12 protein-coding genes are annotated in these 15,662 nt (G+C 68.9%); 5 read left to right on the top strand and 7 right to left on the bottom strand.

Going from position 1 to position 15,662, the window contains the following annotated elements; translation table 11 throughout:
- Positions 1-61 precede the first annotated feature (61 nt).
- The 4 genes from mobB to ku all read right to left on the bottom strand — a co-directional run bounded on the left by mobB (position 62) and on the right by ku (position 5,835).
- A complete protein-coding gene (mobB, locus tag TK49_RS07005) occupies positions 62-577 on the bottom strand; it encodes a molybdopterin-guanine dinucleotide biosynthesis protein B (RefSeq protein WP_045786066.1) in 516 nt (171 codons plus the stop codon).
- Positions 574-2,133: a D-alanyl-D-alanine carboxypeptidase/D-alanyl-D-alanine endopeptidase gene (gene dacB / locus TK49_RS07010; protein ID WP_045786067.1), complete on the bottom strand. Its 1,560-nt coding sequence runs from the start codon at positions 2,131-2,133 to the stop codon at positions 574-576. Before dacB ends, mobB begins: the two co-directional genes overlap by 4 nt.
- A 153-nt stretch (positions 2,134-2,286) precedes the next feature.
- Positions 2,287-4,908 (bottom strand): DNA ligase D, encoded by a 2,622-nt coding sequence (gene ligD / locus TK49_RS07015; RefSeq protein ID WP_045786068.1) that lies wholly within the window; start codon positions 4,906-4,908, stop codon positions 2,287-2,289.
- Between the two features lie 18 nt (positions 4,909-4,926).
- Positions 4,927-5,835 (bottom strand): non-homologous end joining protein Ku, encoded by a 909-nt coding sequence (gene ku, locus TK49_RS07020; RefSeq protein ID WP_045786069.1) that lies wholly within the window; start codon positions 5,833-5,835, stop codon positions 4,927-4,929.
- 183 nt (positions 5,836-6,018) lie between these two features.
- On the opposite strand from ku, the gene TK49_RS07025 reads away from it, so the two are divergent.
- The 3 genes from TK49_RS07025 to TK49_RS07035 all read left to right on the top strand — a co-directional run bounded on the left by TK49_RS07025 (position 6,019) and on the right by TK49_RS07035 (position 8,584).
- Positions 6,019-7,203, top strand: coding sequence for an MFS transporter (locus TK49_RS07025; protein ID WP_045786070.1), 1,185 nt, complete (start codon positions 6,019-6,021; stop codon positions 7,201-7,203).
- A gap of 195 nt (positions 7,204-7,398) precedes the next feature.
- The gene (locus tag TK49_RS07030; protein WP_045786071.1) at positions 7,399-7,758 is read left to right on the top strand and encodes a hypothetical protein; all 360 of its coding nucleotides are present in this window, start codon (positions 7,399-7,401) and stop codon (positions 7,756-7,758) included.
- A gap of 19 nt (positions 7,759-7,777) precedes the next feature.
- Positions 7,778-8,584: a hypothetical protein gene (locus TK49_RS07035; RefSeq protein WP_045786072.1), complete on the top strand. Its 807-nt coding sequence runs from the start codon at positions 7,778-7,780 to the stop codon at positions 8,582-8,584.
- Here TK49_RS07035 and TK49_RS07040 read toward each other — a convergent pair.
- The 3 genes from TK49_RS07040 to TK49_RS07050 are packed head-to-tail and all read right to left on the bottom strand — an operon-like array spanning position 8,581 to position 10,960.
- Complete coding sequence (locus TK49_RS07040) at positions 8,581-9,015, bottom strand: MgtC/SapB family protein (RefSeq protein ID WP_045786073.1); 435 nt, start codon at positions 9,013-9,015, stop codon at positions 8,581-8,583. The genes TK49_RS07035 and TK49_RS07040 overlap by 4 nt on opposite strands.
- Positions 9,012-9,779, bottom strand: a complete 768-nt coding sequence (locus TK49_RS07045) for a DUF1045 domain-containing protein (protein ID WP_045786074.1) — start codon at positions 9,777-9,779, stop codon at positions 9,012-9,014. The genes TK49_RS07040 and TK49_RS07045 overlap by 4 nt, the downstream gene beginning before the upstream one ends.
- Before the next feature lie 5 nt (positions 9,780-9,784).
- Entirely contained in the window at positions 9,785-10,960 is a 1,176-nt protein-coding gene (locus tag TK49_RS07050) for an alpha-D-ribose 1-methylphosphonate 5-triphosphate diphosphatase (RefSeq protein ID WP_045786075.1), read from the bottom strand.
- A 174-nt stretch (positions 10,961-11,134) separates the two neighbouring features.
- On the opposite strand from TK49_RS07050, the gene TK49_RS07055 reads away from it, so the two are divergent.
- Together TK49_RS07055 and TK49_RS07060 are read left to right on the top strand one after the other, a co-directional pair.
- Entirely contained in the window at positions 11,135-13,849 is a 2,715-nt protein-coding gene (locus tag TK49_RS07055; protein ID WP_045786076.1) for a sensor domain-containing protein, read from the top strand.
- 124 nt (positions 13,850-13,973) lie between these two features.
- Entirely contained in the window at positions 13,974-15,386 is a 1,413-nt protein-coding gene (locus TK49_RS07060) for a methyl-accepting chemotaxis protein (RefSeq protein ID WP_045786077.1), read from the top strand.
- Positions 15,387-15,662: the final 276 nt, after the last annotated feature.

The following is a 15,662-nucleotide window of genomic DNA, read 5'->3' on the forward strand; positions in this document are numbered from 1 at the left end:
TGCCAAACGAAACGCCCGCGATTGCCGCGGGCGTTTTTTGTTGGGCGCAACACCGCGTGGACTACTTCACCAGCGCGGCGGCGAAGCGGTACACCGCATCGACATCGTTCAGGTCGAGCACAGCCACGCCCGCTGGCGGCTGCACGGCATCGCGCGCGTCGGTGGCGACGGCCACCACGCCGCCGATCTCGGGCCATAGCGGGGCGCGGCCGAGCGACGGGCGGAAGACCTCGATCTTCGGGAAGGTGCTGCGCTTGTAGCCTTCGACGATGACGAGGTCGGTTTCGGGCGCCAGTAGCGCCAGCACGTCCGCCAGCTCCGGCTCGTGCGCGTGGGTGTATTCGCGCATCAGCACGAGGCGCTCGCCGCCCACGAGCACCACTTCGGCGCTGCCGGCATCGCGCATCCGATACGAGTCCTTGCCCGGCGAATCGAGATCGAAGCCGTGATGCGTGTGCTTGATGGCCGCGACGCGGCGCCCGTCCTGCACGAAGCGCGCGATCAGCTGCTCGACCAGGGTGGTCTTGCCGCTGCCCGACGTGCCGGTGATGCCCAGGAGTGCCGCGTGTGTCGTCATCGTTGTGCGCCTTGGTAGATCCATTGCAGCAGGGCATCGTGCGCGGCCTGGCCGGCGCCGGCGTTCGGGTGGTTGATCATGCTGACCACCACGAAGCGCTGGCCGCCTTCGCCTTCCACGTAGCCCGCGATGGCGCGCACGTCATTGAGCGTACCGGTCTTGATCTCGGCATTGCCAGCCACCCCCGCGCGCGTGAGGCGGTTGCGCATGGTGCCGTCGACGCCCACCACCGGCAGGGCATCGCGCAGGATGCCGCCGTTCGGATTGGCATCGGCCTGTTGCAGCAGGCGGCCCATGTTGCGCGCGCTGATGCGCTCGATGCGCGACAGGCCCGATCCGTTCTCGATCACGAGTTCGGGCATCGTCAGGTTCTGCCGCGCGAGCCAGCGCTGGATGACTTCGGTCGACTGCCGCACCGATGCGGGCTTGCGGCCGATCTCCGCGCCGATGGTGAGGAAGAGCTGGCGCGCCATCACGTTGTTCGAATACTTGTCGATGTCGTGCACCACTTCGGCCAGCGTGGGGCCGTAGTGCGTGGCCAGCAGCACGGCCTGGCGCGGTACCTTGCCTTCGCGCAGGCCGGGGGTGAAGCGCGTCGTGCCGCCGGCCTGCTGCCACAGCGCCAGGAAACCGCCCCAGATGAAATCGGCATGCGTGAGCGCCGCGAGGTTGTAGACGCGCTCCCCGCACGCGGCGGCATAGCGGCCGTCGAAGCTCGCGAGCACATGGCCATCGGGCTGCGTGCTGATGCTGGCGCCGGACAGGGTCTTCCAGTCGCCGCAGCCGCCGCGCGTGGCGCGCAGCCGGTTGTCGATCTGCAGTTGCGCCAGCGGCGGCGACACGTCGATGTTCACGGTGTGTGCGCCCGACCCGTCATCGCCCGCCGGCGTGAGCGTGAACGTCAGCGTCTTGAACGAATACAGCAGCGCATCGGGCGCGACGTTGTAGGCGCGCGCACTGTCGCCGTCGAGCGGCGGGGCTTCGGACAGGCCGTTCTCGAAGTACGTGCGATCGAGCACGATGTTGCCGGCCAGCTCGTCCACGCCGGCGCGGCGTATATCGGTCACCAGCTTGATGAGCTCTTCCGGAATCAGCTTCGGGTCGCCCTGTCCGCGCAGGTACAGATTGCCATTGAGCGTGCCGTTGACGGGGGCGCTGTCGGCGTACGCGGACGTCTTCCAGCGGAAGTTCGGTCCGAGCAGATCCAGCCCCGCAAAGGTGGTGAGCAGCTTCATGGTCGACGCCGGATTCATGCCGGTGTCGGCATTCCATTGCAGGATGGGTGTGTCGCTGCCGGTGCGGATAACGAACACGCTCACCGCATCGAGGGGGATGTGGGCGCGCGCAAACGCCAAGGCAACGTTGGCGGGAAGCCCGGCCGGGTTGTGCGCAGCTTGGCGTACCTGGGTCGCGGTGGGCCGCGGCGCAGCATGCGCGCCGTGCGGTTTCGGTTTCTTCGCGTGGGCCAGCGGCGCGGCGGCCACGGTAACGAGCATCGCGCAGGCGAGCACACGGCGCGACAGGAACAGCAAGCGGGTCGGACGAATTCGGGCCATCGGGGGGGCGGGTTGGGGAGCGCAAGACACGTGTGCCAAGTGCAGACGCAGGCATGTTAACGCAGCAGCCCGACACTTCGGCCGACAAGCACGGGGCCCTTCACCGGCCAATTCGCGCACAACCGCCCAGCTGTGACGGTGGGCCCACCTCGCTCAGGCCTTGAGGCCGATGCGCTTGCGCATCTCCGACGTGACGGACTGGCGCGTGCCGGCGTAATCGGCCCAAGGGTCGTCCTTGAGCTTGGCCAGGCGGTCGGGCAGCGTACGCAGCGTCCACTGCGCAGAAGACTGCAGCGTCTGCAGTTCGTCATGCCGGATCGGCACCGACACCGGCAGCCCCGTGCGTGCGCGCACGGAATACGCCGCGACCGTGCTCGCCCCACGGTTGTTGCGCAGGTAATCGATGAAGATCTTCCCCACGCGGTTCCGCGGCCCCATCTTGGCGACGAAGCGGTCCGGAAAGGTCGCGGCCATGTGCTGGACCACGGCCTGCGCAAAGCCTTTCAGCGCTTCCCAGCCGGCCGACTCCCGGCGCGTGAGCGGCACCACCACGTGCATGCCATGGCCGCCGCTGGTCTTCAGGAAGCCCTTCAGCCCGAGTTCGTCGAGCATCGCCAGCGTCAGCTGCGTGGCCTCGATGACGCGTGCAAACGGCAGGGCGGGGTCCGGGTCGATGTCGAAGACGATGCGGTCCGGCTGTTCGATGCGATCGGCGAGTGCGTTCCAGGTGTGCAGCTCCACCGTGCCCATCTGCACCGCGCCGACCAGCGCCTCCGCGCAGTTGATCGCCAGCAGCGAGGGGTGCCCCGGGTCCAGCGACGCATCGAGCTGCGTGATGCCCTGCAGCTTGAGCGCCGCCGAATGCTTCTGGAAGAAGCGTTCGCCTTCGATGCCGTCGGGCGCGCGGACGAGCGACGTGGGCCGGTTGCGCAGGTGCGGCAGCATCCAGTCGGCGACGCTCGCGTAGTAGCGCGCCAGATCGGCCTTGGTGGTGCCGCTGGCCTTTTCGATGACGCGGTCCGGGTGCGTCACGTCGACGCCCGCGATGCGCTCCGCGCCCGCGCGGATCTTGCGTTCGGCGGGGCGCGTCTGGGCGGTGCTCACGGCGGGCTTCTCCTTGCGGCCGCCTGCACGGGGCGCTCTGGCGGTTTCGCGAACGATGCTGCGAGGCGGCTTGTCGTCACGCAGGCCCTGGAAGACGGCCTGCCGCACGATGCCCTCGCGCGTCCATTCGGCAAAGGCGACCTCGGCCACGCGCTCGGGCCTGACCCATTGCACGTCGCGCGCGTCGGAGCCGGTGGGTGGGTTCACAAACGGGGGCGTGTCGGTCGCCAGGCTGGTGAGTTCGTGATGGAGCGCGCGCAGGCTCGTCTCGTTGAAGCCGCTGCCCACGCGGCCCGCGTACTGGAGCTTGCCCGCGTTGTCGTACACGCCGAGCAGCAGTGCGCCGAAGCCGCTGCGGCTGCCCTTGGGTGCGCTGTAGCCGCCGATCACGAACTCCTGCCGCCGCCCGCACTTGAGCTTGATCCATGCAGGGCTGCGGCCCGAGCGATACGCCGCATCGGCGCGCTTGCCGATCACGCCTTCAAGCGACATGCTGCATGCCGAGGCGAGCAGGTCTTCCGGCGGCGCGTTGAAGGCGCCGGAGAACAGCACGGCCTCGCGGTCCAGGTCACCCGGCGCCGCGTCCAGGATGCGCTGCAGCAGCGCGCGCCGCTCGCGCAGGGGCACGTTGCGCAGGTCCATGCCGTTGCAGAACGGCAGGTCGAAGAGGTAATACGCGATGTGCTCGGCGTGCGACGTTTCGAACGCGTTCTGCAGCGACTGGAAGTCGGGCACGCCGCGCTCGCCCATCACCACGACCTCGCCATCGAGCCATGCCTCGCGCAGGCCCAGCGCAGGCAGTGTGCGCACCTGGCGCGGCAGCTTGGCCGTCCAGTCGCGTCCGTTGCGGCTGAACAGGCGGATGCTCTCGCCGTCGATGCGCGCGAGGATGCGGTAGCCGTCGAACTTGACCTCGTAGTCCCATTCGCCGTGCGCGGGCGGCGCATCGACCAGCGTGGCCAGCTGCGGCTCCAGCGTCTTCGGCAGCGCGGCCGGCACGGCGCCGGCGGGCGGCCGCACCGCGGTATCGGCAGGGGCTCCGGTGGCGGGCGTCCTGGCGGCACGCGCCTGCGGCGCCTCTTCGCCGACATGCCTGCCGCTGATGACGCTGCCGGGCAACGCGCGCGTGATGTCGTAGTCGGCCGCGGCGCGCACGTGGTCGTCATGTTCCTTGATCAGCAGCCACTGCTCCTTCGGCTGCCGGCCGGTGGCGCGCAGATGCGTGCGCACCAGCGCCCACGCGCCGTGCAGCTTTTCACCGTCCAGTTCGAACTTGAGCTTGCCCTCGCGATAGGCCTTGCGCGGATCGCCGTGCGGGCGCCACGTGCCGCGGTCCCACACGATCACGTCGCCGCCGCCGTACTGGCCTTCGGGGATGTGCCCTTCAAAGTCGGCGTAGTCGAGCGGATGGTCTTCGACATGCACCGCGAGGCGCTTGTCGTGCGGGTCGAGGCTCGGGCCCTTCGGTACGGCCCAGCTCTTGAGCGTGCCGTCGAGTTCGAGGCGGAAGTCGTAATGCAGCCGCCGCGCGTCGTGCTTCTGGATGACGAAGTGCAGCGCGCCGTCGTCGCCGCGTCTGCGTTGTTCGTCGGCCTTGCGGCGCGCGCCGGAGGGCTCCTGCGTGAGGGTGAAATCGCGTTTGCGGCGGTAGTCGGCGAGATGGCGTGGCATGGCGTCGGCTCCGGTCGTTCATGCGCGCTTGCGCGCGGCGGTCTTGCGTGCCGTCTTGGCGGCGGCTTTGCGCGGCGCACGCTTGCGCGGCGGCGCCTCGTCTTCCTCGCCTTCGGAAGCGGCCTTGCCCTTGCCGCGCCGCGCGAGGCTCTGGCGCAGCAGGTCGGTCAGGTCGATCACGTTGGTGGCAGGCGGTGCGTGCTCGGCCTCCATCGGCTCGACCGATTCGGTGCGGCCCTCGCGCACCTTGCGGTCGACCAGCGCGAGGATGTCGTCGCGGAACGTGTCGTGGTACTGCGTCGGATCCCAGGTGTCGCTCATGTCTTCGATGAGCTTTTCGGCCATCTCGATCTCCTTGGCCGTGAGCTTGGCGGCCTTGGCGCCTTCGGCCGGCAGGTCGAGTTCCGACCAGTCGCGCACCTCGGTGGACCAGCGCAGCGTGTGCAGCACGAGCACAGGGCCGAGCGGGATCAGCGCGGCCAGGTGCTGCTTGGTGTGCAGCACGACGTTGGCCACCCCGACCTTCTGCGAACGCACCATGGCCTCGCGCAGCAGCGCGTACACCTTTTCGCCGCGCCGGTCGGGCGCCAGGAAGTATGGCGTGTCGAGATAGAGGAACGGGATCTCGGTCGCGTCCACAAAGGCCAGCAGGTCGACGGTTTGCGTGGACACCGGGTTGGCGGCGCGGATGTCGTCGTCGGTGAGGAGGACGTAGCGATCCTTCTCGTAGGCGAAGCCGCGCACGATCTGCTCGCGCGGCACTTCCTTGCCGGTGGCCTTGTTGATGCGCTTGTAGCCGACGCGGTCCATGGTGCGGCGGTCGAGCCAGTCGAAGTCGAGATCGTCGCTGCGGGTGGCCGGATACAGCGCGACGGGAATGTGGACGAGGCCGAAGCTCACGGCGCCTTTCCAGATCACGCGAGGCATGGCGGGTCTCCAGGATGCGGGGGTGCACGGGCGGTGACGCAAGCGGCATACCCGCGCATCGGTCACCTTCGTGACGCGGGCGCCGCCCGGCCCGCTGTCATACGCTCTTGGGCGGCGCGCGGTAGCATGACGGCTTGGCGGCGCAACGGGTTGGCGCCGCGCGTATGTCTTCCAGCCGCTTCCATGTCTTCCGAACTTGTGCAACGCGCCGGCGTCGTCTCGCCACGCCGGCTCCCCCTGTCGGCCCGCGCGGCGACGATGGCTCTCTTTTTCGTCAACGGTGCAACGTTTGCGACGTGGGGGATTCACATTCCCACGGTCAAGGCGCGCTTCGGGTTGTCCGAGGCGTCGCTGTCGCTGGCGATGTTCATGGTGGCGGCAGGCGCCATCGTGGCGATGAAGTTCGCGGGCAGTTGGGCCGCGCGCATCGGCACGCGCCGCGCCAGCGTGCAGGCGGGCGTGGCCTTCGGTGTCATGACGGCGCTCATCATGCTGATGCCGACCTACCCGACGCTGCTGGCTGTGCTGCTGCTGTTCGGCATCACCAACGCGGGTTTCGACGTGGCCATGAACGCGCAGGCGGCTACGGTCGAGGCCAACCACCATAAGCCGATCATTTCGTCTCTGCACGGCATGTTCAGCCTGGGCGGCATGGCGGGTGCGGCGGCAGGCGGCGTGCTGCTCGAGCTTGGTGTGCCGCCGGCGGTGCATTGCGGCGGCATGGCGCTCGTCACCATGGCCACGGCGCTGTGCGCGGGGCCGTTCATGCTGCCCGATCACGTGCATGCCGAAGGCGAGCCGGCCCATCCCACCACGGGGCGCACGCTGTTCGTGCTCGGCCTGCTGGCCTTCTTCGGGCTGGTGGGCGAAGGCGCCATGTACGACTGGACGACCGTGTACATGCGCGAGATTGCGCAATCGCCCGAGGCCATTGCCAGCGCGGGTTATGCAGCGTTCTCGGGCGGCATGGCGCTTGCACGGTTCGGCGGGGATGTCGCCCGCGGCCACTGGGGCAACATGCGCGTGCTCCGTGCCAGCGGTGTGCTGGCCACGGCGGGCATCCTGCTGGCGCTGCTGTGGCCGGCGCCGGCGGCAGTGCTGGCCGGGTTCGGGCTGATGGGCGTGGGTGCGGCCAACATGGTGCCGATCTTCTTCATCACCGCATCGCGCCTGCCGGGTGTGCCGGCGGCCGAGGGCATTGCCGCCGTGGCGCGTTTTGCCTATGTCGGCCTGCTGGTCGGCCCGGTCATCATCGGGTTGATCGCGCACGGCTCGGACCTGCGCTGGGGCCTGTCGGTCGTGGCGCTGACCATGGCGCTGATTGCCGTGGCCGGCCCCCATGCGATCCGCCGGCCGGAACATCGTTAAACGGTGTGCATCGGCCCAAGAAACAGGCGATTCCTGTTCGTTGACTTTCCTGGGCGCTTGCCATAGCTTACGACGAGGAGAGGGGGTTTCCCGGCGCCGCCGCCATGGTCTGGCCGTGAGGTGGCATCGGGGTACGTTCAAAACGAGGCTGCACCACGTGATCAGCCCAAACGACCCATAGGAAAGGAGCTTCAGATGCCGTACAAACGTCTCACCCTCGTGGCAGCGGCTGCTGTCGTGGCAGCCATCGGAAGCATGGCCCACGCGCAGACCGACAAGAAGTTCGACCCCTACACCCAGGGCGCCAAGGCTGGCGACAAGTTCGATCCCTACACCCAAGGCGCCAAGGCGGGCGACAAGTTCGACCCATACAGCCAGGGCGCTAACAAGAACGACAGCACGGCCAGCGCGCTGAACCCGGGCGCACAGCCGGCCAACGTTGAAAAGGGCAAGTACGATACGTACACCCAGGGTGCCAAGGCGGGCGACAAGTTCGACCCGTACAGCCAGGGTGCCAAGGCCACCGACCCGTACACCGACGGCGCGAAGAAGTAAGCCGGTGTCCTCGACGTGCATGAAGACGCTGATGCATCACCCGATGCATCGGCGTTTTTCTTTGTGGGCGGCGGCGGTCCTCGCGTGTGTCGCGCTGCCCGTGCAGGCCGCCGGTCTGTGCACGGCGCCGTGGGTGCACGATGGCACCCGGCTGCGCCTGGACGGCAACGGCAAGACGCCGATGATCGTCGAGTTCACGCTGCACGACGTCAACCACGACATCCAGGATGGCTGCGAGATCGGCCTGCACATCTATGCCAAGTCGGGGCTCGTGGCGCTTGGCGGGCGGCCGGTCGAGACGGTACAGGATCACCAACTGCTCGTGGACGAAGCGGGCGTCGTCACCCGCGTGGTCAGCATCAACGGGCACGTCTTTGCGCAAAGCGAGCACGCCGACCTCGTGGGCACGGTGAGCACCGCCATCTCGGGCATGTTCCTCTACGGCGCCGGGCTTGCACCCGAGGCCGAGATGCTGCCCGGCGATACGTACGAGTCGAGCTTCGATTTCGACGTGGTATCGCCGCGGCTGGGCATTTCCGTGGGCCGCATGCGCGCCGCGCACGCCAGGGTGGAAGTGTCGGAGCGCCAGGTCGGGCCGGCGCAGCCGATGAACACGGTGGTCGGCATCCTGCAATGCCGGCCGATCCGCTACACCCGCACCGCCAGGCTGGGCGTGCTGCGGCTCGGCAACGAAACCATCGAGCCGGAACCGACCGTCGCGCATCTCACCGACTGGTACTGCCCCGAAGCCGGCGTGGTGATGCGGCAGGAGGTCGAGCAGCACGGCCAGACGCAGACCATCGATGTAGTCGATCTCCAGCGCTAGCGCGGGCCGCCGCGCGGTGGCCGCTGGATCCGGCGCTCGATGGGCCCGCCGAGCACCAGCAGCGCCAGCGCCAGCACGAAGCTGATCGCCACCAGCGCGTATTGCCCGCCGCCGCATGCCGCGCCCAGCATGGCGGCAAGCCAGATGGAGGCAGCGGTGGTCAGCCCTTGCACGCGTTCGTTGTGCGGGTGGTGGATGATGACGCCGGCACCCAGGAAGCCCACGCCGGCCATCACGCCCTGGACGGTGCGCGTCACGCCGTCCGGGCCGAACCCGTTGGCGGAAAACGCCACCGCCAGGGCCGCGCCCAATGACACCAGCCCAAGCGTGCGGACGCCCGCCGACTTGCCATGCAGGCTACGGTTGGCCCCCAGCAGCGCACCCACCAGCAGTGCGGCGGCCATGCGGAGCGCCATGTCGTGGAGCGTCATGCCGCTTCCTGCTCAGGCCCGAACGACTCGACGCTGCCATCGAACCGATAAACGCGCGCCACGGTAAAAGGCGCGCCCGCCTCGGGCTGCGTGAACACGGCGATGTGGTCGACCGGCATGGCCGCCGGCAGCACCACCGGCGTGGCTTCCAGGGCGCGATAGCACGCAAGCTGTTCGGCGTGGCCCAGCTGGCCGGTCAGCGTGATGTGGAACGTGAACGTATCGAAGACGTACGGATACCCCCAGCGCTGCAGGTGGCGTTCCTGCGCCGCCGACAGGCCCACACGGCGGCGGCGTGCCAGTTCTGCGGGCGGGGGTGGGGCCCGGAACGCGTCGAACTCTCGCACGCAGGCGTCTGCGAGGGCGTGCAGGGCGTCACGGGCGGGATCGCCATGGCGCAGGCGCCACGCCAGGAAGCCGCGCAACGTGTGCAGCGTGGGTGCAATCGTGAAGGGCTGCTGCTGCGCGGCAAACCGGCGCAGCGCCGCGTCGAGCTCATCCACGGTGTGCTCGGCGGCGAGGCGGAAGGGCGGCTTGAACGTCGCGTGCAGGCCGTACTGGCGCGGCGCGTCTGTCCAGCGGTCGAGCGTGGCGAGGTCGATGCCGGCGTCGCGGGCCAAGGGCTCGCGCAGGTGTGCTTCGATGACGGTATTGCTGCGCGCGCAGCGGCCAAGCCAGCGGGTGCCGAGCGTGTACCAGGGTTCGGGCGGCAGCAGATAGAGTGCGTAGCGCCAGGCCGTGGGCAGGGGCGGCAGCGCTTGCATCGCGTTCAGCCGATCAGCGGCAGATGCCCCGCGGCGTGGCGCAGACGGCCGCCCACCACGGCGGCCACCACGCGCGGCAGGCCGGGGCGGCGGTCGTCCACGACGATGGCATCGGCGCGCATGCCTGTGGCGAGCGTGCCGCGGTCGGCCAGCCCTGCCGCTTCGGCGGGATGCGCGGCCACGAGCTTCCACGCCTGCGGCAGGCTTGCCACGCCACGCTCTGCCAGCTTGAAGGGCGCGGCCAGGAGCGCTGGGTAGTAGTAATCCGAGGCCAGCACGGTGCCCAGCCCCGCAGCCACCATGGCCGTGGCATCCGGCGCGCCGTTGTGGCTGCCGCCGCGCACCACGTTGGGCGCCCCGAACACGATGTGGCCGCCGTGTGCGCGCGCGGCGCGGGCGACGGCCTCGGTCAGCGGAAATTCGGTGACGGTGCATCCGTGCGCGTGGAACGCGTCGCGCGTGGCCACGTCGGGCTCGTCATGCGAGGCCATGCGGATGCCGCGCTCGCGGGCGGCCCGGGCCAGCGTGGCGGTCACCGTGTCCACCTTGCCGGCGTTGGCCGCCGCTGCATGGAACCGGACAAGGAACGTGTCGACGTCGCATTCGGCGCGGTCGGCGTACTGCCCGAGCTTGCGCGCGTCGCCCAGCTTGTCGCGCATGACGGGCAGGTGGTCGTTGAACGACAGGAAATGCACGCGCCCGGCCTCCATCCAGGCCAGTGCGTCGGCCACGCCGTCGGCATGGTGCAGCTCGAAGCGCAGGTGCATCAGGTGCTGCGCGCCGAGGTGCGGGCGCATGGCGTCGAGCGTATCGAGCATGCGCAGCGCATAGCTGCGGCCGCGCAAGCCGCCTTCCCACGAATACGTGACGCCGTGGAACTCGGTGGTGATGCCGTTGGCCAGTAGTTGGCCGTCGACGTCGGCCAGGGCCGTTTCGTACGGGAAGGCCACGCCGGGGCGCGGCATGACGGCGCGTTCGAAGGCGTCCCCATGCACGTCGACGATGCCGGGCAGCACCAGCAGGTCGCCGCAGTCGATCATGCCGCGCGTCGGCTGGGCGTCACATGCGACGATCCGCCCGTCGCGGAATTGCACGGCCGCTTCCGCCAGGCCGTCGGCGAGGAGGGTGCGGCGCGAAACGAGGCCGGCCACGTGGCCGACAGAGGACGAAAACGATTGCATAGGGCCCACTTCGGTGTGCGCACTTGTTCGGTGTCGTGCCGGCATTGTGCCGCAACCGGCGTGCCGGCTGTCGGCGCCTCGGTCGTTTGTCCCACTCTGTAGTGGGGAGCCCCATCCGAACGCCTTAACTTTCCGGCTGCCTTGGTCGATATCTCAGAAAACAGCCCAGGCCATATGGACGCCACTTCCACCGAGCGGCCTGACCGTCCCGGACAGGATGCGACCGTCCCGGACGCCCCCAGGCCGCTGCCGCTCGCTGACGATCGTTACGAGGCACTCGTCCGGCAAATGCCGGATGCGCTGTACATCGTGGCGGACGACATCATCGTTTTCATCAACGAGGCGGGCGTTCGGCTGTTGGGTGGGCAGAGCGCGCGGGATATCGTCGGCCGCGAGCTCGATGAATTCGTCCACGATAACTCGGTGCAACTGGCCCGCCAGCGGCGCGTCTGGATGGTCGAACACGGCGCGGGTCTGCCGCCGGTGGAGCAGACGCTGCTGCGCTGCGATGGCACGCCGGTGGAGGTGGAGGTGCTCTCCGCCCCGGTGCAGCTTGGCTGGCGCACCGCCATCCAGGTCGTGGCGCGCGACATCACGCAGCGCAAGCAGGCCGAACAGGCGCTGCGCGAATCGGAAGCCAACTACCGCGCCCTGGCCGCGGAAACCGCGCGCGCCAAGGAACTGCTGCGGTGCGAGAAAACCGTGCTCGAACTGAGCTCGCGCAATGTTCCGCTGCCTGACCTGCTCGCCGAGGTATGCCGGCTGGTGGAAGGGCTGCTTGGCGACGGCGCCATGTGTTCCGTGCTGCTGTGCAGCGACGGCGAGCACGTTACGCAAGCCGTCGCGCCGTCGCTGCCGTCCGTGCTCTCGCAGGGGCTCGTGGGCTTGGCGATCGGCCCCGCGCACGGCTCCTGCGGCACCGCCATGTACCTCAACCGGCGCGTGGTGGTGGAGGACATCCTCGCCGATCCACTGTGGGACGACTACCGCGAGCTGGTGGTCCCGCTCGGCTTGCGCGCGTGCTGGTCCACGCCCATCCGCGGCGACAACGCGCAGATGATCGGCGCGATGGGCATCTATTACGACACGCCGCGCGCGCCGACGGCCGATGCGATGGGCCTGCTCGACGCCATCACCGACATCGTCGGCGTGGCGATTCAGAAGGCGCATATCGCGCGCGAGCTGCAGGAGAGCGAAGAGCGCTACCGCCTGGCCGTCGACAACCTGACCGAGGGCATCGTCGTGCAGGCGGCCGACGGCACCATCCTCGCGTGCAACCCGAGCGCGCGGCGCATCCTGCGCGCGGGCCCCGTCTCACCGGTGGGCACCAGCCATCTCGCGCTGATGCGGCGTTCGCTGCGCGAAGACGGCACCGAGATCCCGTTTGACGAGCGCCCCACGCGCGTGGTGCTCAACACCGGACGTCCGCTGCTGGGTCTGACCATCGGTCTCGAACTCGTGGACGGCGAGATCGTATGGGTGCACGAAAACGTGCTGCCGATCATCCGCCCCGGCGACGAGGCTCCATCGGCCGTGCTCATCTCGTTCAACGACATCGGGCCCGCGCGCGCCGCGCAGCAGCAGCTGACGTTCCTGGCGCAGCGCGATGCGCTCACCGGCCTGTACAACCGCGCGTTCTTCTCACAGCGCATGCAGGCCGTGATGGACCGGGCCGCGTCCGAGCACCGCCAGGTGGCCGTGCTGTTTCTCGACCTGGACGGCTTCAAGAAGGTCAACGACACGGCCGGCCATGAGGCCGGAGACCACCTGCTGCGCATCGTCGCGCAACGGCTGTCGGGCTGCGTGCGCGAGAGCGATACGCTGGCCCGCCTCGGCGGCGATGAATTCGTCGTGCTGCTCGACGACGTGCGCTCGCTCGGCGAGGCCGAGCGGCTGGCCAGGCGCATCGTCCGCGCGATCGCGCAGCCGTTTTCCACCGGCGGCATCGAGTACTACCTTGGCGCGTCGATCGGCATTGCGCTGTACCCCGAGCACGGCGCCGATGCCGCCACGCTGCTGCGCAGCGCCGATGCCGCCATGTACAACGCCAAGCAGAACGGGCGCAACCAGCACCGCGTGTACACCGCGCGCCTGTCGCAGCGTGCACAGCGGCGCTTCCAGCTCGAGCACCACCTGCGCCGCGCGCTCGGTGCGGGCGAGCTCTCGCTGCGCTTTCAGCCGATCGTCGACGCCACAGCGATGGACATCGTCGGCGCCGAGGTGCTGCTGCGCTGGCACAGTGCGGAACTCGGCGAGGTGTCGCCCGCGGAGTTCATTCCCGTGGCCGAAGACGCCGGGCTCATCAACGACATCGGCGCGTGGACGCTGGCACAGGCATGCCGCCAGGCTGCGCACTGGCGCGCCACCTGCATGCCGGAGTTCTTCGTGGCGGTGAACCTCTCGCCGCGCCAGTTCGGGGAGGGGCTGGTGCCGACCATCGCGCGTTGCCTGGACGAGGCCGGCCTGCCCGCCAGCGCGCTCGAGATGGAGATCACCGAGGGATTGCTCATGCGCGACACCGCCGCCGTGATGCCGATGCTCGATGCCCTGACGGCGCTGGGCGTGCGCATTTCCATCGACGATTTCGGCACGGGCTACTCCTCGCTGTCGTACCTGCAGCGCTTTCCGATCGACAACCTCAAGGTGGACCGGTCGTTCGTCTCGGGCATTCCGCGCCATCGCGATTCGGTCGTGATCTCGCGCGCGGTGGTGGCGATGGCCGCGTCGCTCGACATGAGCGTCACCGCCGAGGGCGTCGAGACGCTGGAGCAGGCGGAATTCCTGCAGGCCGCCGGCTGCGACAAGCTGCAGGGCTTCCTGTTCGGGCCGCCCATGACGGCCGAGGCCTACGAGGCGCGGCTGCGCCGGGGCCGCGCGGCACTCGCGTAATGCCTGCGTAAGCCCGGGCAGGTAGCGTCACTCAAGTGGGCGCCCGCCGGCGCCGATAACCCCCGTAGAGGGTTGCCCCGCGCCATCGTGGGGCCGACACAACAACAACCGGAGACCAACGCAAGTGAAGCCATTCGCCTGGGGCCGCGGCCCGAATGCCTCTCCTGACCTGGTGGCCCGCATTGCCGAAGAAGCCGGCCGCGTCGGCATCGGCATCTGCGAGGTGTCCGGCAATGTGGAGGACGTGGCTGCGCGCCTGCGCCGCCAGGCCGACGTGTTCGACCAGCTGCGCGCCGCTGCCGATGCCACCATGCGCGGCAACCACGACATCGCCGTGGCAGCGCGCCACGCGCGTGAAGTGGCCTCGCACGCCAGCGAGGAGGTGAGCGGCTCGCGGGCCACGGTCGATGCGTCGCTGCGGGACATCCGCGAACTGGCCGTCGGCGTGGCCAGCATGGAGCAGCAGGTTGCCGCCCTGCGCGAGGCGCTCACGCAGGTGGCCCAGGCTGCAGAACAGATCTCGCAGATTGCCAAGCAGACGAACCTGCTCGCCATCAACGCCGCCATCGAGGCCGCGCGCGCCGGAGAATCGGGCCGCAGCTTCGCGGTGGTGGCCGGTGCCGTCAAGCAGCTGGCAGGACAGACGGCCGACGCCACGCGGCGTATCGAGACCACGCTGGCCGATCTGTCCGGCCAGACCGACAAGCTCATCGGCGACAGCAGCGCCAACGTGTCGCGCGCGCAGCGCGTGGACGCGGGCACGCAGGCCATCGGCGCGGTGATCGGCGTGGCCGGCGAGGCCATCGCACGCTTTGACGCCGAAGCCACCAGCATTGCCGAGTCCACCGCCGCCATCGAGGCGGAATGCGCGTCACTCGCGCACGAGGTGGACGCCATGGCCGAGGGCGTCAAGCAGTCGAGCCACAACATCGACAGCGCGCAGCAGCAGCTGGCCGGTCTGCTGGGCGCTTCGGAAACGCTGATCCGGCTGACGGCATCGACCGGCGTCAAGGGTGGCGACACGCCCTTCATCGAGGCCGTGCAGGCGGCAGCGCGCAAGATCGGTGTGCTGTTTGAATCGGCGCTGGCGCGTGGCGATATCAGCGAGGCCGACCTGTTCGACCGCGCGTATCAGCCGGTGCCGAATACCGACCCGCCGCAGTACCTGACGCGCTTTACCGCGTTGACCGATCGCGCACTGCCTGCGGTGCAGGAGCCGCTGCTCGCGCTGGACCCGCGGGTGGTGTTCTGTGCCGCGGTGGACAACAACGGCTATCTGCCCACGCACAACCTGAAGTTCTCGCAGCCGCAGGGCAGTGATCCGGCATGGAATGCTGCGAACAGCCGCAACCGGCGGCTCTTTACTGACCGCACGGGGCTGGGGGCTGCGCGCAATACCGAGGCGTTCTTGCTGCAGACTTATCGGCGGGATATGGGGAACGGGACGTTCGTGATGATGAAGGATGTGTCGGCACCGATTTACGTCAGGGGCCGCCACTGGGGTGGGTTCCGGATGGGTTACAAGGTGGTCAGTTGAAGACCGTAACGCGCGGTGGGGTTTGGGACCCCGCTTGCGGGGTTTTGTTGTTGATCGTGCATCGCTTGTTTCGTCCCCTGCCGGGGCCGACTTACTTTCTTTGTCTTGCCAAAGAAAGGTAAGCAAAGAAAGGCGTGCCCGAGATGGCGACCCACTCCTTGAATTTCTGTCGCAGGGAGGGGAAGGAGGCAAACTCGCTGCGCTCAGACAGGCCTCCTTCCTTTTTCCTCCCTGCAACAGAAATTCAAGGCGCCATCTAGGGCAGGAACCTCAACG

The sequence above is a fragment of the Ralstonia mannitolilytica genome, from assembly GCF_000954135.1.
GTDB classification, from domain to species: domain Bacteria; phylum Pseudomonadota; class Gammaproteobacteria; order Burkholderiales; family Burkholderiaceae; genus Ralstonia; species Ralstonia mannitolilytica.

Coding starts and splice junctions, on each gene's coding strand:
- mobB (WP_045786066.1), bottom strand. CDS start 577: ATGACGACACACGCGGCACTCCTGGGCATCACCGGCACGTCGGGCAGC.
- dacB (WP_045786067.1), bottom strand. CDS start 2,133: ATGGCCCGAATTCGTCCGACCCGCTTGCTGTTCCTGTCGCGCCGTGTG.
- ligD (WP_045786068.1), bottom strand. CDS start 4,908: ATGCCACGCCATCTCGCCGACTACCGCCGCAAACGCGATTTCACCCTC.
- ku (WP_045786069.1), bottom strand. CDS start 5,835: ATGCCTCGCGTGATCTGGAAAGGCGCCGTGAGCTTCGGCCTCGTCCAC.
- TK49_RS07025 (WP_045786070.1), top strand. CDS start 6,019: ATGTCTTCCGAACTTGTGCAACGCGCCGGCGTCGTCTCGCCACGCCGG.
- TK49_RS07030 (WP_045786071.1), top strand. CDS start 7,399: ATGCCGTACAAACGTCTCACCCTCGTGGCAGCGGCTGCTGTCGTGGCA.
- TK49_RS07035 (WP_045786072.1), top strand. CDS start 7,778: ATGAAGACGCTGATGCATCACCCGATGCATCGGCGTTTTTCTTTGTGG.
- TK49_RS07040 (WP_045786073.1), bottom strand. CDS start 9,015: ATGACGCTCCACGACATGGCGCTCCGCATGGCCGCCGCACTGCTGGTG.
- TK49_RS07045 (WP_045786074.1), bottom strand. CDS start 9,779: ATGCAAGCGCTGCCGCCCCTGCCCACGGCCTGGCGCTACGCACTCTAT.
- TK49_RS07050 (WP_045786075.1), bottom strand. CDS start 10,960: ATGCAATCGTTTTCGTCCTCTGTCGGCCACGTGGCCGGCCTCGTTTCG.
- TK49_RS07055 (WP_045786076.1), top strand. CDS start 11,135: ATGGACGCCACTTCCACCGAGCGGCCTGACCGTCCCGGACAGGATGCG.